This window comes from Citrobacter sp. On2M (assembly GCF_018035235.1).
In the GTDB taxonomy this organism is placed as follows: domain Bacteria; phylum Pseudomonadota; class Gammaproteobacteria; order Enterobacterales; family Enterobacteriaceae; genus Citrobacter; species Citrobacter meridianamericanus.
In genome coordinates, this window is record NZ_WPCV01000004.1 from 808,096 (window position 1) to 833,712 (window position 25,617).

At 50.4% G+C, this 25,617-nt stretch carries 23 protein-coding genes and 1 pseudogene; 15 read left to right on the top strand and 9 right to left on the bottom strand.

Annotation, left to right across the window (positions count from 1 at the left end; all coding sequences use genetic code 11):
• Positions 1-28: 28 nt before the first annotated feature.
• From On2M_RS14245 to On2M_RS14255, 3 genes are all read left to right on the top strand, one after another.
• Positions 29-3,085, top strand: coding sequence for an FAD-binding and (Fe-S)-binding domain-containing protein (locus tag On2M_RS14245; protein WP_151225381.1), 3,057 nt, complete (start codon positions 29-31; stop codon positions 3,083-3,085).
• On the top strand, positions 3,082-3,492 hold the full coding sequence (gene menI / locus On2M_RS14250) for a 1,4-dihydroxy-2-naphthoyl-CoA hydrolase (RefSeq protein ID WP_187252534.1): 411 nt from the start codon (positions 3,082-3,084) through the stop codon (positions 3,490-3,492). Before On2M_RS14245 ends, menI begins: the two co-directional genes overlap by 4 nt.
• A 77-nt stretch (positions 3,493-3,569) precedes the next feature.
• Entirely contained in the window at positions 3,570-3,758 is a 189-nt protein-coding gene (locus On2M_RS14255; RefSeq protein ID WP_151219032.1) for a YdiH family protein, read from the top strand.
• Between the two features lie 67 nt (positions 3,759-3,825).
• Here On2M_RS14255 and On2M_RS14260 read toward each other — a convergent pair whose 3' ends face one another.
• Positions 3,826-4,677 carry a Vmh family MBL fold metallo-hydrolase gene (locus On2M_RS14260; RefSeq protein WP_151219033.1) on the bottom strand — a complete coding sequence of 284 codons (852 nt, stop codon included), beginning with the start codon at positions 4,675-4,677 and terminating at the stop codon, positions 3,826-3,828.
• A gap of 122 nt (positions 4,678-4,799) precedes the next feature.
• Between On2M_RS14260 and On2M_RS14265 the strand changes: the two genes are divergently transcribed.
• Positions 4,800-5,675: a LysR family transcriptional regulator gene (locus tag On2M_RS14265; protein ID WP_210905008.1), complete on the top strand. Its 876-nt coding sequence runs from the start codon at positions 4,800-4,802 to the stop codon at positions 5,673-5,675.
• Positions 5,676-6,008: 333 nt separating this feature from the next.
• Here On2M_RS14265 and On2M_RS14270 read toward each other — a convergent pair whose 3' ends face one another.
• Positions 6,009-6,440, bottom strand: coding sequence for a DUF3828 domain-containing protein (locus On2M_RS14270; protein ID WP_210905009.1), 432 nt, complete (start codon positions 6,438-6,440; stop codon positions 6,009-6,011).
• A gap of 1,032 nt (positions 6,441-7,472) precedes the next feature.
• On the opposite strand from On2M_RS14270, the gene sufA reads away from it, so the two are divergent.
• The 7 genes from sufA to On2M_RS14305 all read left to right on the top strand — a co-directional run bounded on the left by sufA (position 7,473) and on the right by On2M_RS14305 (position 14,120).
• Positions 7,473-7,841: a Fe-S cluster assembly scaffold SufA gene (gene sufA, locus On2M_RS14275; RefSeq protein ID WP_151219036.1), complete on the top strand. Its 369-nt coding sequence runs from the start codon at positions 7,473-7,475 to the stop codon at positions 7,839-7,841.
• Positions 7,842-7,849: 8 nt separating this feature from the next.
• Positions 7,850-9,337, top strand: a complete 1,488-nt coding sequence (gene sufB / locus On2M_RS14280) for a Fe-S cluster assembly protein SufB (RefSeq protein ID WP_210905010.1) — start codon at positions 7,850-7,852, stop codon at positions 9,335-9,337.
• 16 nt (positions 9,338-9,353) lie between these two features.
• Positions 9,354-10,100: a Fe-S cluster assembly ATPase SufC gene (gene sufC / locus On2M_RS14285; RefSeq protein WP_151225388.1), complete on the top strand. Its 747-nt coding sequence runs from the start codon at positions 9,354-9,356 to the stop codon at positions 10,098-10,100.
• Positions 10,075-11,346, top strand: a complete 1,272-nt coding sequence (gene sufD / locus On2M_RS14290; protein WP_210905011.1) for a Fe-S cluster assembly protein SufD — start codon at positions 10,075-10,077, stop codon at positions 11,344-11,346. Before sufC ends, sufD begins: the two co-directional genes overlap by 26 nt.
• Entirely contained in the window at positions 11,343-12,563 is a 1,221-nt protein-coding gene (gene sufS / locus On2M_RS14295) for a cysteine desulfurase SufS (RefSeq protein WP_210905012.1), read from the top strand. Before sufD ends, sufS begins: the two co-directional genes overlap by 4 nt.
• A 12-nt stretch (positions 12,564-12,575) precedes the next feature.
• Positions 12,576-12,992: a cysteine desulfuration protein SufE gene (gene sufE / locus On2M_RS14300; protein ID WP_151219041.1), complete on the top strand. Its 417-nt coding sequence runs from the start codon at positions 12,576-12,578 to the stop codon at positions 12,990-12,992.
• A gap of 123 nt (positions 12,993-13,115) precedes the next feature.
• Positions 13,116-14,120 (top strand): L,D-transpeptidase family protein, encoded by a 1,005-nt coding sequence (locus tag On2M_RS14305; RefSeq protein WP_187253017.1) that lies wholly within the window; start codon positions 13,116-13,118, stop codon positions 14,118-14,120.
• A 67-nt stretch (positions 14,121-14,187) separates the two neighbouring features.
• On the opposite strand, the gene lpp is transcribed toward On2M_RS14305, so the two are convergent.
• The 3 genes from lpp to On2M_RS24245 all read right to left on the bottom strand — a co-directional run bounded on the left by lpp (position 14,188) and on the right by On2M_RS24245 (position 16,347).
• Entirely contained in the window at positions 14,188-14,424 is a 237-nt protein-coding gene (gene lpp / locus On2M_RS14310) for a murein lipoprotein Lpp (protein WP_003029373.1), read from the bottom strand.
• Positions 14,425-14,732: 308 nt separating this feature from the next.
• Positions 14,733-16,145: a pyruvate kinase PykF gene (pykF, locus tag On2M_RS14315; protein ID WP_003029366.1), complete on the bottom strand. Its 1,413-nt coding sequence runs from the start codon at positions 16,143-16,145 to the stop codon at positions 14,733-14,735.
• Between the two features lie 7 nt (positions 16,146-16,152).
• Positions 16,153-16,347 carry a hypothetical protein gene (locus On2M_RS24245; RefSeq protein ID WP_242637968.1) on the bottom strand — a complete coding sequence of 65 codons (195 nt, stop codon included), beginning with the start codon at positions 16,345-16,347 and terminating at the stop codon, positions 16,153-16,155.
• 376 nt (positions 16,348-16,723) lie between these two features.
• On the opposite strand from On2M_RS24245, the gene On2M_RS14320 reads away from it, so the two are divergent.
• From On2M_RS14320 to On2M_RS24440, 4 genes and pseudogenes are all read left to right on the top strand, one after another.
• Entirely contained in the window at positions 16,724-17,746 is a 1,023-nt protein-coding gene (locus tag On2M_RS14320) for an ATP-binding cassette domain-containing protein (RefSeq protein WP_151219042.1), read from the top strand.
• Positions 17,739-18,407, top strand: a complete 669-nt coding sequence (locus tag On2M_RS14325) for a methionine ABC transporter permease (RefSeq protein WP_151219043.1) — start codon at positions 17,739-17,741, stop codon at positions 18,405-18,407. Before On2M_RS14320 ends, On2M_RS14325 begins: the two co-directional genes overlap by 8 nt.
• A 21-nt stretch (positions 18,408-18,428) precedes the next feature.
• Positions 18,429-19,241 carry a MetQ/NlpA family ABC transporter substrate-binding protein gene (locus tag On2M_RS14330; protein WP_187252528.1) on the top strand — a complete coding sequence of 271 codons (813 nt, stop codon included), beginning with the start codon at positions 18,429-18,431 and terminating at the stop codon, positions 19,239-19,241.
• 16 nt (positions 19,242-19,257) lie between these two features.
• A pseudogene (locus tag On2M_RS24440) lies at positions 19,258-19,415 on the top strand (penicillin binding protein PBP4B); the annotation flags it as partial.
• A 516-nt stretch (positions 19,416-19,931) separates the two neighbouring features.
• Here the strand turns inward: On2M_RS24440 and On2M_RS14335 are convergent.
• The 4 genes from On2M_RS14335 to ttrB all read right to left on the bottom strand — a co-directional run bounded on the left by On2M_RS14335 (position 19,932) and on the right by ttrB (position 25,541).
• A complete protein-coding gene (locus On2M_RS14335; protein WP_210905013.1) occupies positions 19,932-20,528 on the bottom strand; it encodes a hypothetical protein in 597 nt (198 codons plus the stop codon).
• A 191-nt stretch (positions 20,529-20,719) separates the two neighbouring features.
• Positions 20,720-23,791: a tetrathionate reductase subunit TtrA gene (gene ttrA, locus On2M_RS14340; protein ID WP_210905014.1), complete on the bottom strand. Its 3,072-nt coding sequence runs from the start codon at positions 23,789-23,791 to the stop codon at positions 20,720-20,722.
• Complete coding sequence (gene ttrC / locus On2M_RS14345; protein ID WP_210905015.1) at positions 23,784-24,806, bottom strand: tetrathionate reductase subunit TtrC; 1,023 nt, start codon at positions 24,804-24,806, stop codon at positions 23,784-23,786. Before ttrC ends, ttrA begins: the two co-directional genes overlap by 8 nt.
• Positions 24,807-25,541, bottom strand: a complete 735-nt coding sequence (gene ttrB / locus On2M_RS14350) for a tetrathionate reductase subunit TtrB (RefSeq protein ID WP_222840911.1) — start codon at positions 25,539-25,541, stop codon at positions 24,807-24,809.
• Positions 25,542-25,617: the final 76 nt, after the last annotated feature.

Consider the following 25,617-nt stretch of genomic DNA (forward strand, 5'->3'; position numbering starts at 1 on the left):
ACACAGACCGCAGGAAAGGGTCACTATAATGATTCCACAAATTTCTCAGGCACCGGGTGTCGTTCAACTGGTGCTCAACTTTTTGCAGGCGCTGGAGCAGCAAGGATTTACGGGCGATACGGCAACGAGCTATGCCGATCGTCTGACAATGTCGACGGATAACAGTATTTATCAGCTGCTTCCTGATGCTGTGGTTTTCCCTCGTTCAACCGCAGATGTGGCGCTAATCGCCCGTCTGGCGGCAGAACCTCTTTTCTCTTCGCTCATTTTTACTCCGCGCGGCGGCGGCACCGGAACCAATGGTCAGGCGCTGAATCAGGGCATTATTGTTGATATGTCTCGCTACATGAGCCGTATCATTGAAATCAATGTGCAGGAAGGTTGGGTGCGGGTCGAAGCTGGGGTAATCAAAGATCAGCTCAACCAGTTTCTGAAGCCTTACGGCTATTTCTTTGCTCCCGAATTATCTACCAGTAACCGGGCTACGCTGGGAGGGATGATCAATACCGATGCCTCCGGACAAGGTTCGTTGGTTTACGGTAAAACCTCCGATCACGTACTGGGGATCCGCGCGGTGCTGATGGGGGGCGATATTCTTGATACTCAACCCATGCCGGTCGAACTTGCCCAAACGTTGGGTAACAGCAATACCACCATTGGACGCATTTACAAGACAGTTTATGAACGTTGCCGCGACAACCGAAAACTGATCATTGATAAATTCCCGAAACTTAATCGCTTCCTGACCGGGTACGATTTACGGCACGTCTTTAATGATGAGATGACCGAATTTGATTTAACCCGCATTCTGACCGGCTCTGAAGGTACGCTGGCGTTTATCACCGAAGCCCGTCTGGATATCACGCCGTTGCCCAAAGTCAGACAGTTGGTTAACGTCAAGTACGACTCGTTTGACTCGGCACTACGTAACGCTCCGGTGATGGTGGACGCGCGCGCGCTGTCAGTAGAAACCGTCGACTCCAAAGTGCTTAATCTGGCGCGGGAAGATATTGTCTGGCATTCGGTCAGTGAATTGATTACCGATGTCCCTGATAAAGAGATGTTGGGCCTGAATATCGTCGAATTTGCGGGTGACGATGAAGCATTGATCGATGCTCAGGTTAGTGCGCTGTGTGAACGTCTGGATGGGTTAATTGCCCGTCAGGAGGCCGGTGTCATTGGTTGGCAACTGTGTACTGAACTCTCGGGCGTAGAGCGTATTTACGCCATGCGTAAAAAAGCAGTCGGTTTGTTGGGGAATGCAAAAGGTGCTGCAAAACCTATTCCGTTTGCCGAGGACACCTGTGTTCCGCCGGAGCATCTGGCTGACTATATTGCCGAGTTCCGTGCGTTGCTCGACAGCCACGGTCTGAGTTATGGCATGTTTGGTCACGTGGATGCCGGCGTGCTGCACGTCAGGCCGGCGCTGGATATGTGCGACCCGCAGCAGGAAGTACTGATGAAGCGCATTTCTGATGATGTTGTCGCGCTGACGGCAAAATATGGCGGTTTGCTGTGGGGCGAGCACGGGAAAGGTTTTCGTGCAGAATACAGTCCGGCATTCTTCGGGGAGGAGCTGTACCGCGAACTGCGTAAAGTGAAATCAGTGTTTGATCCGCAAAACCGTCTCAATCCAGGGAAAATCTGTCCACCGGAAGACGTAGATGCGCCGATGATGAAAGTAGATGCGGTGAAGCGCGGGACGTATGATCGTCAGATCCCACTGGCCGTACGTCAGGAGTGGCGCGGGGCAATGGAGTGTAACGGCAACGGGTTATGCTTTAACTTCGATGCGAAAAGTCCCATGTGCCCGTCGATGAAAATCAGCCTCAACCGTATTCATTCGCCAAAAGGGCGAGCTACCCTGGTGCGTGAATGGCTACGTTTGTTAGCTGATCGCGGGATCGACCCAATACAGCTGGAAAAAGAGCTACCGGAAAAACGCGCCAGTTTACGTGCGCTGATTGCCCGTACCCGCAACAGTTGGCATGCGCGCAAGGGCGAATATGATTTCTCGCACGAAGTAAAAGAGGCAATGTCCGGCTGTCTGGCATGTAAAGCCTGTTCAACACAGTGTCCGATTAAAATCGATGTGCCGGAGTTCCGCTCGCGCTTCCTGCAGCTGTACCACACGCGTTATCTGCGCCCGCTGCGCGATCACATGGTGGCGACCGTTGAGAGCTATGCGCCGTTAATGGCGCGGGCACCCAAAACGTTTAACTTTTTCATCAATCAGCCGCTGGTACGTAATCTGGCGAAAAAGCACATCGGTATGGTCGATTTACCGCTGTTGTCTGCGCCTTCGCTACAACGTCAGCTGGTTGGTCATCGCTCCGCCAATATGACGCTGGAACAGCTCGAATCACTCACTCTTGAGCAAAAAGCGCGTACAGTGCTGGTGGTGCAGGATCCGTTCACCAGCTATTACGATGCGCAGGTGGTGGCTGATTTTATACGCCTGGTTGAAAAGCTGGGCATGCAGCCGGTACTGCTACCGTTCTCGCCAAACGGCAAGGCGCAGCATATTAAGGGCTTTTTAAACCGTTTTGCGAAAACCGCGAAGAAAACATCGGAGTTTCTCAATCGGGTGGCGAAGCTGAATATTCCGATGGTGGGTGTTGATCCTGCGCTGGTGCTTTGTTATCGCGACGAATACAAACTGGTGCTCGGGGAACAGCGGGGTGATTTCCATGTGTTGTTAGCCAACGAGTGGTTATCGACAATTGTGGAAGCGCAGCAGCCAATCGCGGTTGGCGGTGAACCGTGGTACTTCTTTGGTCACTGTACCGAAGTGACAGCTCTGCCAGGCGCGCCTGCGCAGTGGGCGGCTATTTTTGCCTGCTTTGGCGCAAAGTTGGAAAACGTCAGCGTGGGTTGCTGTGGTATGGCGGGTACCTATGGTCACGAAGTGAAGAATCATCAGAACTCACTCGGGATCTATGAGTTATCATGGCACCAGGCAATGCAACGATTGCCGCGTAACCGTTGTCTGGCGACCGGATACTCCTGTCGCAGTCAGGTAAAACGCGTTGAAGGTACGGGAGTTCGCCATCCATTACAGGCACTGCTGGAGATTATAGGATGATCTGGAAACGTGAAGTCACCCTTGAGGCGCTCAATGCCATGGGTGAAGGAAACATGGTTGGGCTGCTCGATATCCGTTTTGTGCACATTGGTGACGATTCGCTGGAAGCCACGATGCCGGTGGATCACCGTACCAAACAACCTTTTGGTTTGCTGCACGGCGGCGCATCCGTAGTACTGGCGGAAAGCATGGGTTCGGTGGCAGGCTACCTGTGTACTCAGGGTGAACAGAAAGTGGTGGGCCTGGAGGTCAACGCCAACCACATTCGCTCCGCGCGGGAGGGCCGCGTCAGAGGGGTATGTCGTGTGGTGCATACCGGCTCCCGTCATCAGGTGTGGCAAATTGAGATTTTCGATGACCAGGGACGATTGTGTTGCACGTCGCGTCTGACGACCGCAATTTTGTGATGCATATTGCTTTTGGTCATTATCTGCGCAGGGAATGGTGTTATACTGTGCAGGTTTTGAACACAAGCGAGGATGATATGTCTACCCAATTAGACCCGGCCCAACTGGCAATAGAATTTTTACGTCGTGATAAATCCGATCTTTCACCGGCTCAGTACCTGAAAAGACTGAAACAACTCGAACTGGAGTTTGCTGATTTACTGGCGCTTTCATCGATTGAACTGAAAGAAGAGATCTATTTTGCCTGGCGCATGGGCGTTCATTGATTCCGGTATGCTTATCGAGTAAAAACCCCGACACGCGTTCGGGGTTATTTTTTGCCTTAAATCTTCATTACCACTTCATCTCACCGGTATTGACTTTTGCACTTAGCTCCAGAGAGCTTGTGTCCGCGAGACCTGACCAAGCCGCGGTCATGGTTTTAATCACATAGTCAGATCCTTTCTTCGCCTCTAATGCCTGCTCAAACGACTGCAAATAGTCCTGAGTGAAGCGAATCGCTTTATCGCCCGTAGGGCGTTCGCCAATGTAATGACCTGGGATCACCTGAGTGGGGTGTAAGTTCTGCATTTCGCTCAGTACGCTACGCCATGCGCTACGTTGTTCTGCAGACTGAGTATCTGCCGTCCAGACATGTATACCGGAAGCCACGCCAGTACCGCCAATAATGGCACGGTTTGCTGGGATCCAGACATAGGCTGCATAATCGTCGGGATGGCGCAGTTCCAGTGTTTCGCCATCAACCGTGAACTGCGTTTGCGTTGTCGCCTGCGGAACGGTGAGCGATGTTGGCGCACCATCCTTCATTTGCGGACCCCAGAACTGCAGTTTAGCCTCTTTGGTGGCGCGGATATGGTCCACTACGTGTGGTGTTGCCAGAACTTTTACCTGTGGGAAGGCATTGACGATAGGCTGCAGGCCAAAATAGAAATCCGGATCGCCGGAGGTGATCACGATAGCCTTCAGCGTTTTACCGCTGGCGTGAATCATCTGCACCAGTTGTTCGCCATCTTTGGTGCTGAACTGGGCGTCAAACAAAATGGCCTCTTTGGGACCAGACACCAGCGTCGAAGAGACCGGGAAAATACCCTTGTCCTGGGGATTGTAAACCTCCAGTTGTAGCGGCGCGGCGAAGGCTGAAGAAGCGAAGAGAGGTAACAGCAGGGCCAGAGTTTTAACTTTCATGCCGGGTAACCTTATGCAGGGAATTGTCTTTTGATAGTTCCCGTATTTTAAGGAAATTCGGATCTGTTAGAATTCCCTCATTAGGACATGCTGAGTTTCATAAAACGATCGGATGGGATGTAATGGACAGAGTAATGGCGGCAACGGTATTTAACCATATCTGTGATTTGGGCAGTCTGAGCGCCGCTGCACGTGCATTGGGGCTTTCCCGTCCGATGGTCAGTCGTTACCTCGACGAGATGGAAAAATGGGCAGGCGCAAGGCTTATCCATCGATCATCGCGTCGCTTGACGATCACGCCAGCGGGTGAAGAGGCATTAGCGAAAACACGTTCTCTGGCGCAACTCTCGCTGGATATCGGGGCCGCCAGCGCCGCGCAAACGCCCAGTGGCACGCTACGTGTGGCCTGTGCGCACTTTACTGCTATGCATATATTAGCGCCGGTACTGCCCACATTTCTGGCGCAGTATCCGCAGTTGCGGATCGAGGTGGAGATCAATAATCAACCGGTAAGCCTGGTAGGAGAACGGATTGATGTGGCAATCCGTATAACGGAAAATCCCGAACCCGGAACCATCGCCCGTCGCCTTGGCGACTGTAAATCGGTGCTCTGCGCGTCTGTAGATTACCTGCATCAATACGGTACTCCTGAAACGCTCGACGATCTGACGCGGCACAATTGCCTCTATTACAGCGGGTTTGCTGGTAAATCCTGGCACTTTCAGGATGTCTACGACCAGGATGTCGCCGTTGCGATTAAAGGGAACTTGAGCGCCGGAATCTCTTCGCTGCTCTGTGAGTCGGCGCAGGCGGGAATGGGCATTGCGCTGGTGCCGGAACTGGAGGCGCGGGAAGGGCTGGCGCAGGGGGCGTTAATTCGCTTATTACCAGAGCTACAGCCCAAATGCCTGCCGATTTATGGTTTATACCTTTCTCGGGAGCATCAGCCAGCTGGGTTACGCCTGTTGTTAGACGCAATTAGTGAAACTACGCGCTAATTATGTCATTGACTGCGCTCAAAAAATAATCAAACCGCAATTTGTGTTAAAAAAAAATTATCAGTGTATGAGATTCTTCTTATCGCCCCTTCAAGAGCTAAGCCATTGTGAGTGCCGGAGATAAGCGCCGGATGGGGCCGGAACCCTTAAGCCTGCCAGCAATCAGACTTAAGGGTTTTTTGTTGTTTGTCAATTAGCTGGGGTCGATTCCATTATCATTGACACGGAAAATATAAAAATCCCATTTAGTTCGCGCAGGCTTTTTTACTTTCCGGCGATATAGCAGGGGTATTCGCGGATGTGCCATGGCATAGTAACTCTGTCATAACGTCGTTAATTGTTATCGCGTGCAGCAACGGACTGTACTTTCCACTCGCCATTTTCATTAACCATACAATCAATAACTGTGTGAGGATTTTTTTTGCCGAACGTTATATTGACGTTTACGCAGACAGGATCCCAGTCATATGAGGATATGGCCACATTCTCTGTCCAGTCGTCACCGATATATTGTGATTTTAGAAAAAAATCAGAAGAATAGAAAACCTCATCATCATAATTTGGATCTTGTGTTCGCCTTAGTTTCTGCATTGTTGATGCAGTAACGTATTTATCGATATCCTTACCGTCGGTAATCGGGAAATTATTATTGTTAATTTGGTTCACGTACCACTTATTAAATGCAACGGCCTGGTTAACAGGATCGTTGGTATTATTTGCTATAGCAGATGAGGTCACCAGTAGCAAAAGCAGTAATTTTTTCATGTTACTTGTGCCTGTATATAGTAACAGTGGGCTGGATTTTTCTGTACTGTGGCCCAGGGCATAAACTGCGCTGTACGAAATCGGAGTACCAGGCTCCCGTCCCATCGTAAATACAGGCGTGCCCATACTGGTTTGGACCTGGTAAAGCATCAATAACCGCTATATCGCCCTCTATTGGGGTGCCGTATGATTTGCTGAATCCTGCTTTTTCTAGTGACCTTGCAAAACTGTTGGCGTTAGTACCTTCAATTTTTGACGCCGCCAGCGCGAATTGCTGCAGCTACTGCTCGAGCGCAATAACCCTGGCTTTTTTGATGCGCGTGACTTCGCGTATACGAGACCGCATCATGTTTATTCCATGACATAATTTCCCCTTAGTAATAGAATGAATCATAAAATAATAATACTCCGGCACTTAATTCGAAATTGTATTTTATAGTGAGATTTAATTAATCAACATATGTAATGCCAATATTAATTATCGAATTGATAATTAAAGCGTATGGCAATATATTGAATTAGCAATTAGTCCTGCAAATCCCAAAGTTAATCTTATTTACGTAATGTTTACTGTTAAAATCAAACTGGCTTGTAAATTATGACGTTTAAAATTGGGAACACGCCTCGCATAACCTCCATTTTAGGATTTGGGGGGCAAAATCGCGCTGAGGGCTCAATTTGGGGCGTTAAATAGTCTGTACTTATCTATCACGAGAAAAGACTAAGTTACTGACTATATAATAATCACATGATTTCATTAAATTTTCAAAACCTATCTCTTAAATAGACATTATCTATACATCTTTTGATCTTTGACCTGCCTGAACGATTGGATTTTCATAATCCATTATTAATCAAAGCATTGAACAAAATAATCCATCTCTGATAACCCGCGCTGCAGGGTCTATGCTTATTAAAAGTAACCAAAAAGGGCGATTAACCCGAATGCCCCTGCTGTTGAGGGGTTGAAGTGATAATCATTATCACTAACATATTGTTATAGCTTAAAAGCTAGTGACTCGAGGTAACCCTATGGAATTGCATTCAGGAACATTTAACCCGGAAGATTTTGCATGGCGTGGACTGAGGTTAACGCCAGCGGCTGCGGCGCACATCCGCGAACTGATGGCAAAGCAACCCGGCATGTTGGGCGTTCGCTTGGGCGTGAAGCAAACGGGATGTGCAGGATTCGGCTACGTGCTGGATACCGTCCGTGAGACTCAAAAAGACGATCTCCTGTTTGAAATGGATGGTGCCAGACTGTATGTGCCGTTACAGGCGATGCCGTTCATCGACGGCACAGAAGTCGATTTTGTTCGCGAAGGATTAAATCAGTTATTTAAATTTCATAACCCGAAAGCCCAGAACGAATGCGGCTGTGGCGAAAGTTTTGGGGTATAGGCGGTACTATGTCTCGTAATACTGAAGCAACTGACGATGTCAACACCTGGGCTGACGGGCACCTTAATTACAAAGAGGGGTTCTTCACCCAACTGCAAACCGACGAGCTGGCGAAAGGGATCAGCGAAGAGGTCGTGCGCGCAATTTCGGCAAAACGTAATGAACCCGACTGGATGCTGGAATTCCGCCTTAATGCCTTTCAGGCATGGTTGACCATGGAAGAACCGCACTGGCTAAAAGCGCACTATGACAAACTGAATTATCAGGATTACAGCTATTACTCTGCGCCGTCCTGCGGCAACTGCGATGAAACCTGTGTGTCTGAACCGGGAGCGGTGCAGCAAACGGGCGTAAATGCATTTTTAAGTAAAGAGGTCGAGGACGCCTTTGAACAGCTTGGCGTGCCGGTCCGCGAAGGCAAAGAGGTGGCGGTTGATGCCATTTTTGACTCGGTGTCGGTGGCGACCACCTATCGCGACAAACTGGCGGAACAGGGCATTATTTTCTGTTCGTTCGGTGAGGCGATTCACGACCACCCGGAGCTGGTAAAACAGTATCTGGGCACGGTTGTTCCGGGTAATGACAATTTCTTTGCCGCGCTGAATGCGGCAGTGGCCTCCGACGGTACGTTTATTTATGTGCCGAAAGGTGTGCGTTGCCCAATGGAACTGTCGACCTATTTCCGTATCAATGCGGAAAAAACCGGGCAGTTTGAACGCACCATTCTGGTTGCGGATGAGGGAAGCTACGTCAGCTATATCGAAGGCTGTTCGGCCCCTGTGCGCGACAGCTATCAGCTGCATGCTGCGGTAGTGGAGGTCATCATCCACAAAGATGCCGAAGTGAAATACTCGACGGTACAAAACTGGTTCCCTGGGGATGGTAACACCGGCGGCATTTTGAACTTCGTTACCAAGCGGGCGCTGTGCGAAGGCGAAAACAGCAAAATGTCGTGGACGCAGTCAGAAACCGGTTCGGCCATTACCTGGAAATACCCAAGCTGCATTCTGCGTGGGGATAACTCTATCGGCGAATTCTACTCCGTGGCCCTGACCAGTGGTCATCAGCAGGCCGATACTGGCACCAAGATGATCCACATTGGCAAGAACACCAAATCAACCATCATCTCGAAAGGTATCTCCGCCGGACACAGTCAGAACAGCTATCGCGGTTTAGTGAAAATCATGCCAACCGCCACCAATGCCCGCAACTATACCCAATGCGACTCGATGCTGATCGGCGCGGATTGTGGGGCGCACACCTTCCCGTATGTGGAGTGTCGTAACAACAGCGCCCAGCTTGAACACGAAGCCACGACGTCGCGCATTGGTGAAGACCAGCTATTTTACTGCCTGCAGCGCGGTATCAGCGAAGAGGATGCCATTTCGATGATCGTGAATGGTTTCTGTAAAGACGTGTTCTCTGAACTGCCGCTGGAATTTGCCGTGGAAGCGCAAAAACTTCTCGCCATAAGTCTTGAACACAGCGTCGGTTAAAATTTAAGGAAAGCACATGTTAAGCATCAAAGATTTACAGGTCAGTGTGGAAGATAAGACGATCCTGCGTGGGCTGAGTCTTGACATTCGCCCCGGAGAAGTGCACGCCATTATGGGGCCAAACGGTTCCGGGAAAAGTACGCTTTCCGCCACGCTCGCCGGACGTGAAGACTATGAAGTCACCGGCGGGACGGTAGAGTTCAACGGTAAAGATTTACTGGAACTGTCACCGGAAGAGCGGGCCGGTGAAGGCATCTTTATGGCATTTCAGTATCCAGTAGAAATCCCCGGCGTAAGTAATCAGTTTTTCCTGCAAACGGCACTGAATGCGGTGCGCACCTACCGTGGCGAAGAGTCACTGGACAGGTTTGACTTCCAGGATCTGATGGAAGAAAAAATTGCGTTGCTGAAGATGCCGGAAGATTTGCTCACGCGTTCGGTCAACGTCGGTTTCTCCGGCGGTGAGAAAAAGCGTAATGACATTTTGCAAATGGCGGTACTGGAGCCTCAGTTGTGCATTCTGGATGAGTCAGACTCCGGGCTGGATATCGACGCGCTGAAAATCGTCGCCGACGGCGTGAACTCGCTGCGTGATGGGCAACGTTCATTCATTATCGTCACCCATTATCAGCGTATCCTGGACTATATCAAACCCGATTATGTTCACGTTCTCTACCAGGGGCGAATTGTGAAATCCGGTGATTTCACACTGGTCAAACAACTGGAGGAGCAAGGTTATGGCTGGCTTAGCGAACAGCAGTAACGTGTTGCAACAGTGGCACCATCTGTTTGCGACGCAAGGTGAGACTCGCTCGCAACATGCCCAGCAGCACCTGCAACAGATGCTGCGACTGGGGCTGCCAACGCGTAAGCATGAGGACTGGAAATACACGCCGCTGGAGGGATTAATCCACAGCCAGTTTGTCAGCCATGTCACTGAGATATCGTCAGCCCAGTGTGAAGCGTTAGTACCGGCTATTGAGGCCATACGACTGGTATTTGTCGACGGGCAATTCTCTCCAACGCTGAGCGACAGCGCAGAAGGTAGTGGTTTTGATATTACCGTTGATGATGTACGCCAGACGCTACCGGCCGCCATCCAACCGGAAGTCTTTCTGCACCTGACCGAAAGCCTGTCGCGTAGCGTCACGTACATTAAGGTGAAGCGAAACCAGCGGCCGAAGAAACCGCTGTTGTTGTTGCACATTACCCAGGGGCTGGCGAGCGATCAGGTGAATACGGCGCACTATCGCCACCATCTGGAACTGGCGGAAGGGGCTAAAGCAACCGTCATTGAACACTATGTCAGCCTTAGCGAGCTTCGTCATTTCACTGGCGCACGCTTAACCATTAATGTCGCGGCGAATGCGCACTTGCGCCATATCAAACTGGCGTTTGAGAATCCGCAAAGCCACCACTTCGCACATAATGACATTCAATTGGGGGCGGATGCCACGGCCACCAGCCACAGCTTTTTACTCGGTGATGCGGTGCTGCGCCATAACACCAGCACTCAGCTTAACGGCGAAAACACGACGCTTCGGCTCAACAGCCTGGCGATGCCGGTGAAAAATGAAGTCTGCGACACCCGCACCTGGCTTGAGCATAACAAGGGATATTGCAACAGCCGCCAGTTGCATAAAACGATTGTCAGCGATAAGGGGCGGGCGGTATTCAATGGCCTTATTAACGTTGCTCAGCACGCTATTAAAACTGATGGTCAGATGACCAACAATAATTTGCTGCTCGGTAAACTGGCTGAGGTGGATACCAAACCACAACTTGAAATCTATGCCGACGACGTGAAATGCAGCCACGGGGCGACGGTAGGGCGGATCGACGACGAGCAGATGTTCTATCTGCGTTCGCGTGGGATCGGCCAGCAGGATGCCCAACAAATGATTCTCTATGCGTTTGCCGCTGAGCTAACGGAAGCCCTGGACGAGGAAACGCTGAAGCAACAGGTATTGGCAAGGATCGCCCAACGCTTGCCGGGAGGCGTAGCATGACATTTCCCATTGAAAAAGTGCGGGCCGATTTTCCAATCCTGACGCGTGAAGTGAATGGTTTACCGTTGGCGTATCTGGACAGCGCCGCCAGCGCGCAAAAACCTAACCAGGTGATTGATGCTGAAGCCGAGTTTTACCGTCACGGCTATGCGGCGGTCCACCGTGGTATCCATACGTTGAGTGCTCAGGCCACGGAAAAAATGGAGAATGTGCGCAAGCTCGCCTCGCTGTTTATTAACGCCCGCTCAGCGGAGGAGCTGGTGTTTGTTCGCGGTACCACGGAAGGGATCAACCTGGTAGCAAACAGCTGGGGCAACAGCAATGTGCGGGCGGGTGATAACATCATCATCAGTGAAATGGAGCATCATGCCAACATTGTGCCCTGGCAGATGCTGTGTGCCCGCGTCGGGGCTGAACTGCGCGTTATTCCACTTAATGACGATGGTACATTGCAACTGGAAGCGCTGCCGATGCTGTTTGACGATCGCACGCAACTGCTGGCGATTACCCACGTATCTAACGTACTGGGCACGGAAAACCCGTTGGGTGAGATGATCGCGCTGGCGCATCAATACGGTGCAAAAGTACTGGTGGATGGCGCACAGGCGGTTATGCACCATCAGGTGGATGTGCAGGCGCTGGATTGCGACTTCTATGTTTTCTCCGGTCACAAGCTCTATGGGCCAACTGGTATTGGCGTTCTGTATGCCAGAGAGTCGCTGCTACAGGAGATGCCGCCGTGGGAAGGTGGCGGGTCGATGATTGCGACAGTGAGCCTGAGCCATGGAACGACATGGGCCAAAGCCCCCTGGCGGTTTGAAGCCGGAACGCCAAATACGGGTGGAATTATTGGGCTCGGCGCGGCTATTGAATATATTTCAGCGCTGGGGCTGGCTGAAATCAGCGAATATGAACAATTCATGATGTGCTATGCGCTTGAACAGCTGGGGGATGTGCCGGATTTAACGATCTACGGACCGGATAACCGTCTGGGCGTGATTGCGTTTAACCTCGGCAAGCATCATGCTTATGACGTCGGGAGTTTTCTCGATAACTATGGCATTGCTGTACGAACGGGGCATCACTGCGCATTGCCGCTGATGGCCTTTTATAACGTTCCCGCGATGTGCCGGGCGTCGATTGCCATGTACAACACCCATGAAGAAGTGGATCGCCTGGTAACAGGTCTCAAGCGTATTCATCACTTACTGGGCTAACAGGGAGGCGTTATGGCTGCGCTACCGGATAAAGAAAAGTTGTTGCGTAATTTTACGCGTTGCGCTAATTGGGAAGAGAAATACCTGTACATTATTGAACTGGGTCAACGTCTGCCACAATTAAGCGACGACGATCGTAATGTGGAAAATAGCATCCAGGGATGTCAAAGCCAGGTATGGATTGTTATGCGTCAGAATGCCGAAGGAATTATTGAATTTCAGGGCGACAGCGATGCGGCTATTGTGAAAGGGCTTATTGCGGTGGTATTCATTTTGTATGACCGCATGATGGCCCAGGATATTGTGAATTTTGATGTGCGTCCGTGGTTTGAAAAAATGGCGCTCGCACAGCATCTCACACCGTCTCGGTCACAAGGGCTCGAAGCGATGATTCGGGCAATTCGCGCCAAAGCCGTAACTCTTAGCTAAACTGATAAGACACGTCATTTTTCAGAGCGACCTGAACAATCTCGTGTTGGGCAACGCAGTGACTCGTAGGCCGGATCGGGCGCTTGCCGCCATCCGGCATGAACGCCAGGGGGGTGAGTGAGTATGAAACGCGCGTCTGTTATTACGTTAATGCTAATCGGCGCTTACAGTGCTATTCAGGCCGCATGGGCGGTCGATTATCCTTTGCCACAGGCGAACAGCCGTCTTGTTGGGCAAAACCAAACCTACACCGTGCAGGAAGGCGATAAAAATCTACAGGCGATTGCCCGTAAGTTTGATACTGCCGCAATGCTGATCCTTGAAGCCAATAATACTATTGCCCCCGTCCCAAAACCCGGAACGCTGATTACCATTCCCTCGCAATTATTGCTGCCAGATGCGCCACGCGAAGGCATTATTGTGAATCTTGCGGAACTGCGTCTGTATTACTTCCCGCCGGGTGAGAATATTGTTCAGGTCTTCCCGATTGGGATTGGTTTACAAGGACTGGAAACGCCGGTTATGGAAACCCGGGTTGGGCAGAAAATCCCAAATCCCACCTGGACTCCTACACCAGGCATCCGTAAACGCTCTCTGGAGCGAGGCATAACTCTACCGCCAGTTGTACCCGCTGGGCCAAATAACCCGTTAGGGCGCTTTGCACTGCGTCTGGCGCATGGAAACGGTGAATACCTGATCCATGGCACCAGCGCGCCGGATAGCGTGGGCTTGCGTGTGAGTTCCGGTTGTATTCGCATGAATGCACCGGACATCAAAGCATTGTTTGCTCAGGTCCGCACTGGAACGCCGGTCAGAGTGATTAATGAACCGATTAAATATTCGGTTGAGCCGAACGGCATGCGCTATGTCGAAGTGCATCGACCGTTGTCGCCGGAAGAGGAACAAAACGTCCAGACTATGCCCTATGTACTACCCGCCGGTTTTACCTCATTTAAAGACGACAAAGCCGTGGATAACAGCCTGGTGGAACGAGCGTTGTATCGCCGCGCGGGCTATCCTGTCACAGTGACAGCCGGACAAGTCTCGGTAGTTAGCAAGGGTGCGGAAGTGAAGTCTGCGCGTAATGGCGTACCAGGAGGGGATGCAGAGGTGCACGCAACGCAATAGCAGGGAAAGGAAATTCAGAGCAAAAAAATGGCGCACAATGTGCGCCATTTTTATTACACAGATACTATTACTTGCGGTATTTAGTAGCTGCGTTGTCCAGACGCTGGTTAGCGCGAGCTGCGTCATCTTTAGCAGCCTGAACGTCGGAACGCATTGCGTTCACGTCGTTGCTCAGCTGGTCAACTTTAGCGTTCAGAGTCTGAACGTCAGAAGACAGCTGATCGATTTTAGCATTGCTGGAGCAACCTGCCAGCAGAGTAGAACCCAGGATTACCGCGCCCAGTACCAGTTTAGTACGATTCATTATTAATACCCTCTAGATTGAGTTAATCTCCATGTAGCGTTACAAGTATTACACAAAGTTTTTTATGTTGAGAATATTTTTTTGATGGGAATGCACTTATTTTTGATCGTTCGCTCAAAGAAGCATCGAATTGTGCAAAAACAGCTAAAAAACCGAGTGAAAACAGAAAGCTTCCATCGGATTCATCTTAGATAATCTCGGATTAGATAGTGAAATCCGATTTGATTTTTTATTAATTGTGGCTATCGATAAAATAAAAAAAGCGCCGCAAGGGCGCTTTTCAAGCAAATTAATTCGCGGTGGAATTATTACAGCACGTGAACAGATGCAGTGTTGGTGGTTCCGCTCGGAACCAGCGCACCGGAAACCATCACAACTACGTCGCCTTTCTGAGCCAGACCGCTCTCCAGAGCAACTTCTTTGCCCAGGCGATAGAAATCATCGGTAGAGCTGATTTCTTTAACAACTTGTGCAACAACACCTTTGCTCAGCACCAGTTGACGCGCGGTAGTTTCATTGGTGGTCAGCGCCAGAATGGTCGCATCCGGGAAGTATTTACGTACTGCGCGAGCAGATTTACCGCCCTGGGTTGCAACGACGATCAGTGGAGCATCCAGTTTTTCTGCAGTTTCAACCGCGCCACGGCAAACGGCTTCGGTGATGCGCAATTTGCGGCTGTCGTTGTTGAAGTCCAGACGGCTGGTCATCACGCGGTCAGTACGCTCACAGATGGTCGCCATGATGGTGACGGCTTCCAGCGGGTATTTACCTTTTGCAGACTCACCAGACAGCATGACTGCGTCGGTACCGTCGAGGATGGCGTTAGCAACGTCGCCGGCTTCAGCACGGGTCGGACGCGGGTTTTTGATCATCGAGTCCAGCATCTGGGTCGCAGTGATAACGACTTTACGCGCACGGATACATTTTTCGATGATCATCTTCTGTGCGAAGATAACTTCTTCAACCGGGATCTCAACGCCCATATCGCCACGAGCAACCATGATGCCGTCAGACGCTTCGAGGATTTCGTCGAAGTTGTTCAGGCCTTCCTGGTTTTCGATTTTGGAGATGATCTGGATGTTTTCGCCGCCGTGCGCTTTCAGGTGCTCACGGATTTCAACGACGTCAGAACGTTTACGGATAAAGGAAGCCGCAACGAAGTCAACGCCTTGTTCGCAACCGAAGATCAGGTCTTGTTTGTCTTTTTCAGCCAGTGCTGGCAGCGCGATGGAAACGCCTGGCAGGTTAACGCCTTTGTTTTCGCCCAGGTCGCCGTTATTCAGCACTTTACAGATAACTTTGTTACCTTCGATAGCGGTAACTTCCATGCCGATCAAACCATCGTCAACCAGAACGGTGTTGCCGACGGACAGATCTTTCGTGAAGCCTTCATAGGTAACAGCAACGATTTCGTTGTTGCCTACGACAGATTTGTCGGTGGTGAAGGTGAAGGTCTGGCCCGCTTTCAGGGAAACGTCGTTACCGCCTTCCAGTTTGATGGTACGGATTTCCGGACCTTTGGTGTCGAGCAGGATTGCGGCTTTCTTACCGGTTTTGCTCATGACGTTGCGCAAATTCTTGATGCGCTGACCGTGTTCTGCGTAATCACCGTGGGAGAAGTTCAGACGCATGACGTTCATGCCCGCGTCCAGCATTTTGGTTAACATCTCTTCGGATTCGGTTTTCGGACCGATGGTGCAAACAATTTTCGTCTTTTTCATGACAGTCTTAGTCTTTAAGTTGAGAAGGATATGGAAATCTGGCTCCCGCCGCGCACGGACGGGAAGCTAAACCTGAGTTACGAAAGTTGTGATGCCTCGCTCTAAGGATAGGTGACATCGAAAGAGCGTGCAGAGGAATGTGTGCTTGCGTTTCAGCCCAACGGGATGGTGAGTTTTGTAGTCGTTGAGTTTTACAGGTCAATGTGCTGAAACCATTCAAGAGACAATTGGCGCGCATTATACGCTGAAAAATATCAAAAAGGAAAATGGAAACAGCGTTTCAAAACACTTCTGTGCAGTTTTACAGAAAATATTCATTAATTTGTTCAGATGTATGGATAAAGAAGTTGTTTGCCACTGTGGTTTGTTGCGCAACACGCTGAAAACGTCATCCCGGTGCCTGTGTTATATGCACATGACGCCAACCATATCGACATATTTCTAAATGTTATATCAAATTCATTTTAATTCATTTTAAAAGCCAACCTTGCTGATTACACTCGTTTGGACATCCATACTGCTAAACAGCTAAAAGCGCTAGCAGAAGAACACTAAGCAGCAGCGGATACCCAAACGACATGATTGTCCTGAAAAATATTTCGAAAGTGTTTACGCCAGGCAGGCTTGCCATTACCGCTGTCGATAACGTCAACCTGACGGTTGAACAGGGACAGATTTACGGAATTATTGGTTACAGCGGGGCGGGGAAAAGCACCTTAATTCGCTTGCTCAATGGGTTGGAAAAACCAACCTCAGGCAGCGTAACAATTAACGGTCACGATATCTCTGCCGCCCGTGGGGAATCGTTACGTCAGGCGAGACTGAAAATCAGCATGGTGTTTCAGCACTTCAATTTGCTGTGGTCGCGGACCGTTAGCGAGAATATTGCTTTCTCTATGCAAATTGCTGGCGCGTCGAAAGCGTCTATCAAATCGCGGGTTGCCGAACTGATTGCGCTGGTTGGGCTGAGCGGTCGCGAAAATGCGTATCCGTCCCAGCTAAGCGGTGGACAAAAACAACGGGTAGGGATTGCCCGCGCGCTGGCGAATAATCCTGACGTATTGCTGTGTGACGAAGCCACCTCGGCGCTGGATCCGCAAACCACCGATCAGATTCTCGATTTACTGCTCGATATTAACCGTCGCTTCAAATTAACCATCGTGCTGATCACCCATGAAATGCACGTAGTACGCAAGATCTGCGATCGCGTGGCGGTCATGGAAAATGGCAAAGTCGTTGAAGAAGGCGACGTGCTCAGCGTTTTTACTCATCCGCAACAGGCGATCACCCGACAGTTCGTTCGTCAGGTGAGTCAATACGGTGAGGAAGACGAATTCAACCCGCAGTTGGCCAGCGAACTTGGCGGCGTGGTGATCAAGCTTACGTTTACCGGGCAACGTACACATCGGCCAGTGGTTGGCGAATTGACCCTACGCTATGGCCTGCCGTTTAACATTTTACACGGCAAGATGACGCAAACCGCGCACGGTGTGTTTGGTCAGCTCTGGGTGCACGTGGTGGCCTCAGAAGAACAATTGAACAATATTTTGGCCGACCTGCGCCAGAGCGACATTGAAGGCGAGGTGATTCAACATGGCTGAAGAACTTTTTCCTCATCTAAAGTGGGACCAACTGCTGGCGGCAACCCAGGAAACGCTCTACATGACTGCCCTTTCAGGCGCAGCGACCTTTATTCTGGGAATCGCACTTGGGCTGGCGTTATTCCTGACCGCACGCGGTGGACTGTTTCACAATCGCGCGGTGTATAGCGGTATTTCGCTGGTGGTGAATATCTTTCGCTCGATCCCATTCATCATTTTGATCGTGCTACTGATCCCGTTTACCAAAGTAATGGTTGGCACCATTCTCGGCGCCAATGCCGCGCTGCCTGCGCTGATCGTAGGGGCTGCACCGTTTTATGCGCGGCTGGTCGAAATTGCCCTGCGTGAAGTCGATAAAGGCGTGATTGAAGCGACGCGTTCGATGGGCGCACGTCTGAGCACACTTATTTTTCGGGTTTTACTGCCAGAATCCTCTCCTGCCTTGGTGTCCGGCATCACCGTAACGCTGATTGCACTGGTTAGCTACAGCGCGATGGCGGGGGTGATTGGCGCCGGTGGTTTAGGGAATTTGGCCTATCTGGAAGGATTCCAGCGCAACCACAGCGACGTCACGCTGGTGGCGACAGTGACGATTTTGCTCATTGTTTTCATCATCCAGCTTTGCGGCGATGTGATCACCTCTCTGTTAGATAAACGCTAATAAAATACGGAAACCATTATCATGAAAAAATCACTGACGTTACTTGCCGCAGCAACCTTAAGCGCCCTGAGCTTTGCCTCGTGGGCAGATACGCTGACCGTTGGCGCGTCCAACGTGCCGCATGCAGAGATCCTTGAGCAGGCTAAACCTATACTGGCGAAGCAGGGGATCGATCTGGAGATCAAACCGTTCCAGGATTACATTCTGCCGAACACCGCGCTGGCTGGCCGTGAGATTGACGCTAACTACTTCCAGCATATTCCGTACCTTAACAGCGTGATAAAAGATCATGCTGGCGATAATACTTATGATTTCGTCAGCGCTGGGGCGATCCACATTGAGCCGATTGGTATCTATTCGAAAAAAGTGAAATCGCTTAAAGATCTGCCGGAAGGTGGCAAGGTCATCATGCGCGATGCGGTATCTGAGGAAGGCCGTATTCTGTCGATTTTCGAAAAAGAGGGGGTGATTAAGCTGAAGCCAGGCGTAGATAAAGTGACCGCGCGCATTAGCGACATTGTTGAGAACCCAAAAAAACTGAAGTTCCTGCCTAACGTGGAAGCCGCGCTGTTGCCGCAGATGTATAACAATGATGAAGGCGATGCGGTGGTGATTAACGCTAACTACGCCATCGACGCCGGGCTGGATCCAGTGAAAGATCCGATTGCCGTTGAAAGCGGTGAAAACAACCCGTACGCCAACATCATTACCGTGCATCGTGGCGACGAGAAGAAGAAGGATATCGTCGCATTGGTCGATGTCCTGCACTCCAAAGAAATCCAGGACTGGATCCGTACCAAATATAAAGGCGCGGTGATCCCGGTTAATAACTGATCCGCTTTTTGCCGAGTGGCGAATGAACGGTAACATATTGATGACGTTAACGTTCGGTGTATTAGCCAGTTCAGAAACATACGGTCATACAGGATGGACCTGAACGTTGACGTCAATCGATCCGGTTAACCATATGGCTGGATAGGTGATCAGATATATGGGGTGTTGAAATGAAAACTATAAAGGGACTCTGATGGAGTCCCTTTATTTATTAATGTAACCATTATCACCAGCATGATAAAACATTTATTTTATTACATATAATATTGCCGCAAGCATACAAAAAAAACAGGAGATAATGATGCTAAAATAATAATTTATTACATATATTCTTGTGAGTTTTTTAGGAAGCGAACGTATAAACTCCACATCATTAATATTTTCGCTATATTTTGACTTTTTATTATATAGTATAGGATATAATATGAAACTCATTTTCATATTATATCCTGCCAAAAAAAAATGGTGATGAGGTGTAAAATAACTCTGTGCTTAATGGTAAGTTCCCAAATTTATTTTTATATAAATCACATATAGTATAAAAATTTCTATTGGCTATAAACATTAGAAAGTATATAATCATACCTCCTAAAAATACTATACCTATTAAACTTAAAGTAATTAATGATTTACTAATCATTTTCTCTCTTTATCCTATAGATAAATAATAACTCTTGCTTTTCCCATATTTTATTTTTTCGTATTGTATATTACCTCTCCGGACGTTTCACCTATCTTTTCTCCTGCTTTGCTTACGCCAAATGCTGCCGCTGCCTGTACAACGATCCCGCAAACAATACCTCCAATACCTCCTTCTGGAGCACTTAATACAGTCAATACTACTGAACATATAGCGGTCGTACCAGATTTGATTGAAGCATTAAACATAGCTGGAACTAGCAAACCCCCTGAAAACTTGCCAATTTCAGTGTAAGCCGTTTTTTCACAATCTCTACCAATTGTACAGGCATCATAAATAGAATTAGCACCATTCAATGCTGACAGGGCAATGCCAAATTTATTGAATGTTTTCATTATCTTTACCAGTTTTGCTGATTTTTCTATATAAGTTGCGTAACCTTCAATATCGTTAATCCCGGTCTGATTCCATTTATGAACAATAGACGACGAAGACAATCTCAGTGCTTTTTTAATATCATCATACTGTGCAAGACCAATATGCTCTCTAAATATTTTTAAAAATATCCCAGTGACCCGACCTAAAACCCATAATTCATGTTCGCTTATGTACTGACAAATTTCTCTGTTGCTTTGATAGAAATACATTTCAGAAACTTACTCATCGGTTAAAAGAACAATAAAAAACTAATTTTTATATCAATTATGTGATTCCTGTAACATAAAAAATAAAAAAGCCTGAATCTTTTTTTTAATAATTCAGGCTTTCAATAATTAATTTAATTAAATTTGTTTTATGAATGCGTTATAATTTTTTTTCAATGCTTTTATTAACATGATTAACGATTTATACGCTCAATTCTCGCTGGCAATCCCTGGCGCACTGCGGCTCCCGACACCCAGTCAAGCCAGGTATTGGCAACCTGTCGGGTAGGATCCGCAAAGCCCAAATCATTGAGATTAATTCCTGACTTTATTTGTGCATCAAATGCCATTGGCTTGCCGTCGAGCGTATGCTGAGCTGCGCCCATCTCTTTATGCCCGTAACCGTGTTCAATGGCGATCACGCCCGGCATGACGCCATGCAGCAGGCTTATCTGCGCCTGCGCCTGCCCGCCAGGCGTAGTGATCCGCACCCTATCGCCATGTGCTAAACCATACCGCTCACCATCCTGCGGATTGAGCGCCACCAGATTAACCGGTTTCAGATGATGCAGGCGCGGGATCACCGCCGTGGCGCTGGACATAGTATTGGATTTAAAGGAAATCAGTTTCAGCGGCCACTCTTGTTCCGGGAACAATTCCTCGACCGCACGTCCATCTGACAGGCGCGAAGGATACCAGGCGGGGCAGCCGCTGTAACGCTCGCCGGTAATCGCATGGCGGTGCGCGGCGACGTCCGCATTCCATATTTGCAGCGGTTTTTCCCACGCATTGCCGACACGGTTATCGACCCGACCACTGTTATCCGGCGCAAAACGGCCACCGCGCGAATAGATAAACGCCACGCGGCTTACCTCATCGGTTTTTAACGTTTGAGTCATTACAGGCAAGATTCGTTGCACCCCGGTCAGCGCGATGTCATCTTCCCGTGCCTCTGCCACAGGCGCTTTGCCCATAAACGCAATATTGGCGGCGAGTCGCAGGTAGTAATCTTCCGCACGATTCAACGGATAGTGATTGCCCTGCGGATCGGTAATTGCGTTGTCGCCAAATCCGGGTAGTCCGATACGTTTCGCAACGGCGATACAAAAAGCTTCCATCGAGGCCGGTTGACCATCTGCGGTAGTGCTGGTTGCGGCTCTGACGACAGGCCAACGCGCTGTGGTCGCTTTGCTGGCGACACCCGCCCACGGCGCACTGAATCCCCAGCTTTCAAAGTTGTGGGTATCTGGCACGATGTAATCTGCCAGCGCCGTGGTTTCGTTCATAAAAGCGTCAATGGCGATAAACAGCGGCAAACGCGCAGGATCTTTAAGCTTTTCTTCCGCCACGGCGCGCAACCCTGCAATGCCGTAGAACGGATTGGTCATATTAGAGATCCAGGCTTTTAGCGGATAAGGGTAACCTTCCAACGCTGAGACGAGGAGTTCAGTGAGCTGACCGGCAACAAACGGATACCACGGGGCTTTGGCCGGGAAGGGCGACTGTCCGGCAGCCACCTTATTACGGTACTCTTCGGAAGACTCATAAGCCGTTTTACTGCGCGCGATGCTTAACCCTTTGGGTTTAACCTTCCCGGCGAAGCTGTCCATGTTGTAGCGTGGGCCGTCGGTGGCGCCATTAAACTTGCCGCCGCCGACAAACACGCCGCCTTCAAGACTGAGGTTGCCAATCAGCGCATTGAGCATCATCACTGACCAGGCATTATAGAATCCATTGCCTGCCATCATTCCACCATGCGTGATCACTGCCGCTTTACGGCCATGGCGGGTAAACGCGTCGGCCAGTGCGCCAATGTCTGCTTCAGATACGCCGCACTGCTGGCTGTATTGTGCCAGCGACAGTTTCCCTGCGGACTCTTTCAGACATTGAAGGCTGCTTTTTACGGTCACCGTCTGTCCGTCTGCCAGCGTGACGTCGCGGGTGACGAATAGCTGCGCGCGCGCACAACTGCTGGCTGCGACAATTTCGCCAGCTTCGTTAATGACTACCGGCACCTGGGCGGCATCTGCGCTCAGGTGCGCGAGGGTTAAATGCTGTCCGGCAAGGGTTGGAAGCTCATTGGTAATCACCAGATGCGTCGCATTGGTCCAACTTTTTTCTCCTGCCTGCTGCATGGCCTGCACGCCGGGTATGGCGAGGTAATCGGCGTTATAACGTTGTTTATCGATAATCCAACAGATCATCCCCATCGCCAGCGCGGAGTCACTTCCTGGGCGTACGGGCTGCCAGTGGCCGCGATCGTCAGCCAGTACGGTGGTTAATGGCAGGGCTGGTGCCACCACTACATACCGGAAGTCGTTACGTAAACGGGCACTGGCCAGTTGGCGAGCCTGGCGCTTAAACGGGTTGCCGGATTGCGCCGGAGACGTACCCATAAACAGCGCAAATTCGACGTTGTCCCAGTCGGGCTTCACGTGGGTGTTTTTATCCAGATCGCCCATTAGCGCGCCGGAACCTGCCCGATAAGCCAGACCGCAGTATGCGCCATGGGCACCGAAGTTTTTACTGCCAAAACTGTTCAGTGCGAAGCGGCGTAAAAATGAATCACGACCTTCATCGCTGGTATTGGTTACCAGCAGTTGATTGGATTTTGGGCCAAATCCGGGATGTCCGGCATCAAGCGGTGTGTTGGTGTTATGGATTGCGCGCAAGCCATCAACGTGACCTTCACCAAACAAATCGCCACCTTCCACTACCTCTTTGATCAATTGTTCAAAACTAATGCGTTGCCATTTTCCTTCACCGCGTTTGCCGACGCGTTTCATTGGCTCCAGAATGCGCAGCGGGCTGTATAGTCCTTCAAGTAAGGTGGCGCCACGGGCGCAGGCAGTGGAACGCGCGTCCAGACCCGATTCGCCCGCCAGCTGTTCCATTGCAGTGGCAAAGGGGACGGCGGAGTCAATATGATGCTCCTGAGACAACGGATGATACGGATTGCCCGCAATGCGAAGTACCTTACCTTGTTCACTGTCAACGCGAACCCGCACGCCACACTGCGTCCAGCAGCCGAAGCACTGCGTCATGGAGATAACCTGCTGTGGGTTCTGCTGCCAGCGCGGCTGGGCATTAGCTTCAGGGATGAGGGCGTTACCAAAAATGCGGTCACGGGTAATTTTGCCCGAGGTTCCGTCCAGTAAACCGTCTATCGCGCGCTTTGCCACGTCCCGATAACTCAGGCCAAAAGTCACCATACCACCTACGGCAAGGCCCACTTTAAGCCACTGACGACGGGTTAAATTAGCCATGTTGCATTCTCCTTGCGATCGCGTTCAGGGCTTCACGAACAATAATGATCAGCGCAATCCACAGGCCGAAGGTACCCACAATGGCTAGCCAACCATCGGTACCGCTGGGCAAGGTGTAAGGATTAAACTGCGCGTTAAGTTTCGGTACGGTCTGTACCTGAATGAGTAATGTCCAGCGCATCAGCCAGCACAGTGCCATTGCGCTTAACGCGAGTACTATGCGCAGCGGCAGCGATAAGGGGTTACGTAGCACCAGCGTGCAAAGAACAAGCGAAATAAGCCAGAGCACAACCCAGCCGATGGCGTAGTGTTGTGCCGAAGAGGCCACATCCAGCCATTGGCGGATAGCCGAACCGGAAAGCGTATTACCGCTTGCCCACGCCACTACAACTAAAGCCAGTGCTACCAGGGTGACTATCTGTCCCCACGCCAGTTTGCGCGCTAATGTTCCCTCGCTTTTAGATACTGAGATGAGTAGGGCGAGAAATGTTTGCAAGGCGCTGAGAAACATCGCAACCGGAAAGGCGTAGCTGAACCAGACGGGGCGCGCCTGAACTACCGACACTTCGCGTCCGGTATAAATCAGCAGTCCGATGGCCGAAAGTGCGCTACCCAATGTTAACCATTTTGTGACACTGTAACTTTTAAGTGTGAGCCGTTTAACGTGCTGCGCCAGAAACCACAGACCCAGGAAGCCAGTAAATAGCGGTAAAAACAGCGCGCCCCACGGCATCCACGACCACGGCGTCGGAAAAGCATAAAAATGCCAGACGCGGGCAGTTTGGTGTAAGTCAGCTGTCAGCGCTAGCGGCGCAGTAATTGCGCAGGTCAGGGCGATTAGCAGCGTCATGTTTTCCAGTTCCGGCGTCTCTTGTTTGCGCCAATGAAGCACACAGGCGAACAGCGCGGCGCAGGCAGCAATGCCGATGAAAAAGAAATATTGTACGGCCCAGGGTAACCAGCTTACGTCCTGGGGATGGGCCAGAACCTCGTCGATAATTAGTGAATGGTTCATTTAAACCTCCTGCCAGAGAGCGGGTTGAGCGCGTCCCATCAACGGGGTGACAAACGCTTCATCCAGGCCCAGATAGAACACGTGGGGTGAAGTCCCGTTTTCCGGTTTCAGGACTTTGATGGCGTCATGGTGTTCATGCAGCATTTGCGAAATTCGGCTGTGCGGATCTTTGATATCGCCGATAATGCGTGCGCCGCCGACGCAGGATTCCACGCAGGCCGGGAGCAGGCCAGCTTCCAGGCGATGAACACAAAAAGTGCATTTATCGGCGGTTTGCGTTTCATGGTTGATGAACCGCGCATCATAAGGACAGGCCTGAACGCAGTAGGCGCACCCCACACACCGCGTGTTGTCGACCACCACAATGCCATCTTCGCGTTGGAAGGTGGCCTGTACTGGGCAAACGGGAACGCAGGGGGGATTATCACAATGATTGCACAGACGCGGCAGCAGAACGTTAGTGACGCTCAGCTGGCCTTCAATTTGCACCTGATACTGATTGACGAGGGTACGAAACTCGCCTTGCGGCGTCTGGTTTTCAATAGCGCAACTGACGGTACAGGCCTGGCAGCCAATACAGCGTCGCAGGTCAACCAGCATGGCGTAGCGATGCTGAAGTGAGCCTTCATGGCGTTCAGGCGAAAAGGGAAATTGCGCCTGAGCCAAAGGTACCAGCGATGCGCCAGCGGTCAGGACGCCAAGTTGCTGGAGAAACTGCCGTTTACTGCTGTCCATATTTTCTCCCGTCACGATGCAACAACGAAACATTGGTCACGCCGTTGATTGCGTGTGATGAATAAAGAATCTCGAT

Bases quoted from the DNA above. Each gene is read 5' to 3' on its own strand.
- ttrA (WP_210905014.1), bottom strand. From the start codon at position 23,791: ATGGCTAATTTAACCCGTCGTCAGTGGCTTAAAGTGGGCCTTGCCGTA.
- On2M_RS14265 (WP_210905008.1), top strand. From the start codon at position 4,800: ATGGACAGAGTAATGGCGGCAACGGTATTTAACCATATCTGTGATTTG.
- ttrB (WP_222840911.1), bottom strand. From the start codon at position 25,541: ATGGACAGCAGTAAACGGCAGTTTCTCCAGCAACTTGGCGTCCTGACC.
- sufS (WP_210905012.1), top strand. From the start codon at position 11,343: ATGACATTTCCCATTGAAAAAGTGCGGGCCGATTTTCCAATCCTGACG.
- On2M_RS14245 (WP_151225381.1), top strand. From the start codon at position 29: ATGATTCCACAAATTTCTCAGGCACCGGGTGTCGTTCAACTGGTGCTC.
- pykF (WP_003029366.1), bottom strand. From the start codon at position 16,145: ATGAAAAAGACGAAAATTGTTTGCACCATCGGTCCGAAAACCGAATCC.
- menI (WP_187252534.1), top strand. From the start codon at position 3,082: ATGATCTGGAAACGTGAAGTCACCCTTGAGGCGCTCAATGCCATGGGT.
- On2M_RS14320 (WP_151219042.1), top strand. From the start codon at position 16,724: ATGATTGTCCTGAAAAATATTTCGAAAGTGTTTACGCCAGGCAGGCTT.
- On2M_RS14335 (WP_210905013.1), bottom strand. From the start codon at position 20,528: ATGTATTTCTATCAAAGCAACAGAGAAATTTGTCAGTACATAAGCGAA.
- On2M_RS14255 (WP_151219032.1), top strand. From the start codon at position 3,570: ATGTCTACCCAATTAGACCCGGCCCAACTGGCAATAGAATTTTTACGT.
- sufA (WP_151219036.1), top strand. From the start codon at position 7,473: ATGGAATTGCATTCAGGAACATTTAACCCGGAAGATTTTGCATGGCGT.
- On2M_RS14270 (WP_210905009.1), bottom strand. From the start codon at position 6,440: ATGAAAAAATTACTGCTTTTGCTACTGGTGACCTCATCTGCTATAGCA.
- sufB (WP_210905010.1), top strand. From the start codon at position 7,850: ATGTCTCGTAATACTGAAGCAACTGACGATGTCAACACCTGGGCTGAC.
- On2M_RS14305 (WP_187253017.1), top strand. From the start codon at position 13,116: ATGAAACGCGCGTCTGTTATTACGTTAATGCTAATCGGCGCTTACAGT.
- On2M_RS14330 (WP_187252528.1), top strand. From the start codon at position 18,429: ATGAAAAAATCACTGACGTTACTTGCCGCAGCAACCTTAAGCGCCCTG.
- lpp (WP_003029373.1), bottom strand. From the start codon at position 14,424: ATGAATCGTACTAAACTGGTACTGGGCGCGGTAATCCTGGGTTCTACT.
- On2M_RS14260 (WP_151219033.1), bottom strand. From the start codon at position 4,677: ATGAAAGTTAAAACTCTGGCCCTGCTGTTACCTCTCTTCGCTTCTTCA.
- On2M_RS14325 (WP_151219043.1), top strand. From the start codon at position 17,739: ATGGCTGAAGAACTTTTTCCTCATCTAAAGTGGGACCAACTGCTGGCG.
- sufC (WP_151225388.1), top strand. From the start codon at position 9,354: ATGTTAAGCATCAAAGATTTACAGGTCAGTGTGGAAGATAAGACGATC.
- ttrC (WP_210905015.1), bottom strand. From the start codon at position 24,806: ATGAACCATTCACTAATTATCGACGAGGTTCTGGCCCATCCCCAGGAC.
- sufE (WP_151219041.1), top strand. From the start codon at position 12,576: ATGGCTGCGCTACCGGATAAAGAAAAGTTGTTGCGTAATTTTACGCGT.
- sufD (WP_210905011.1), top strand. From the start codon at position 10,075: ATGGCTGGCTTAGCGAACAGCAGTAACGTGTTGCAACAGTGGCACCAT.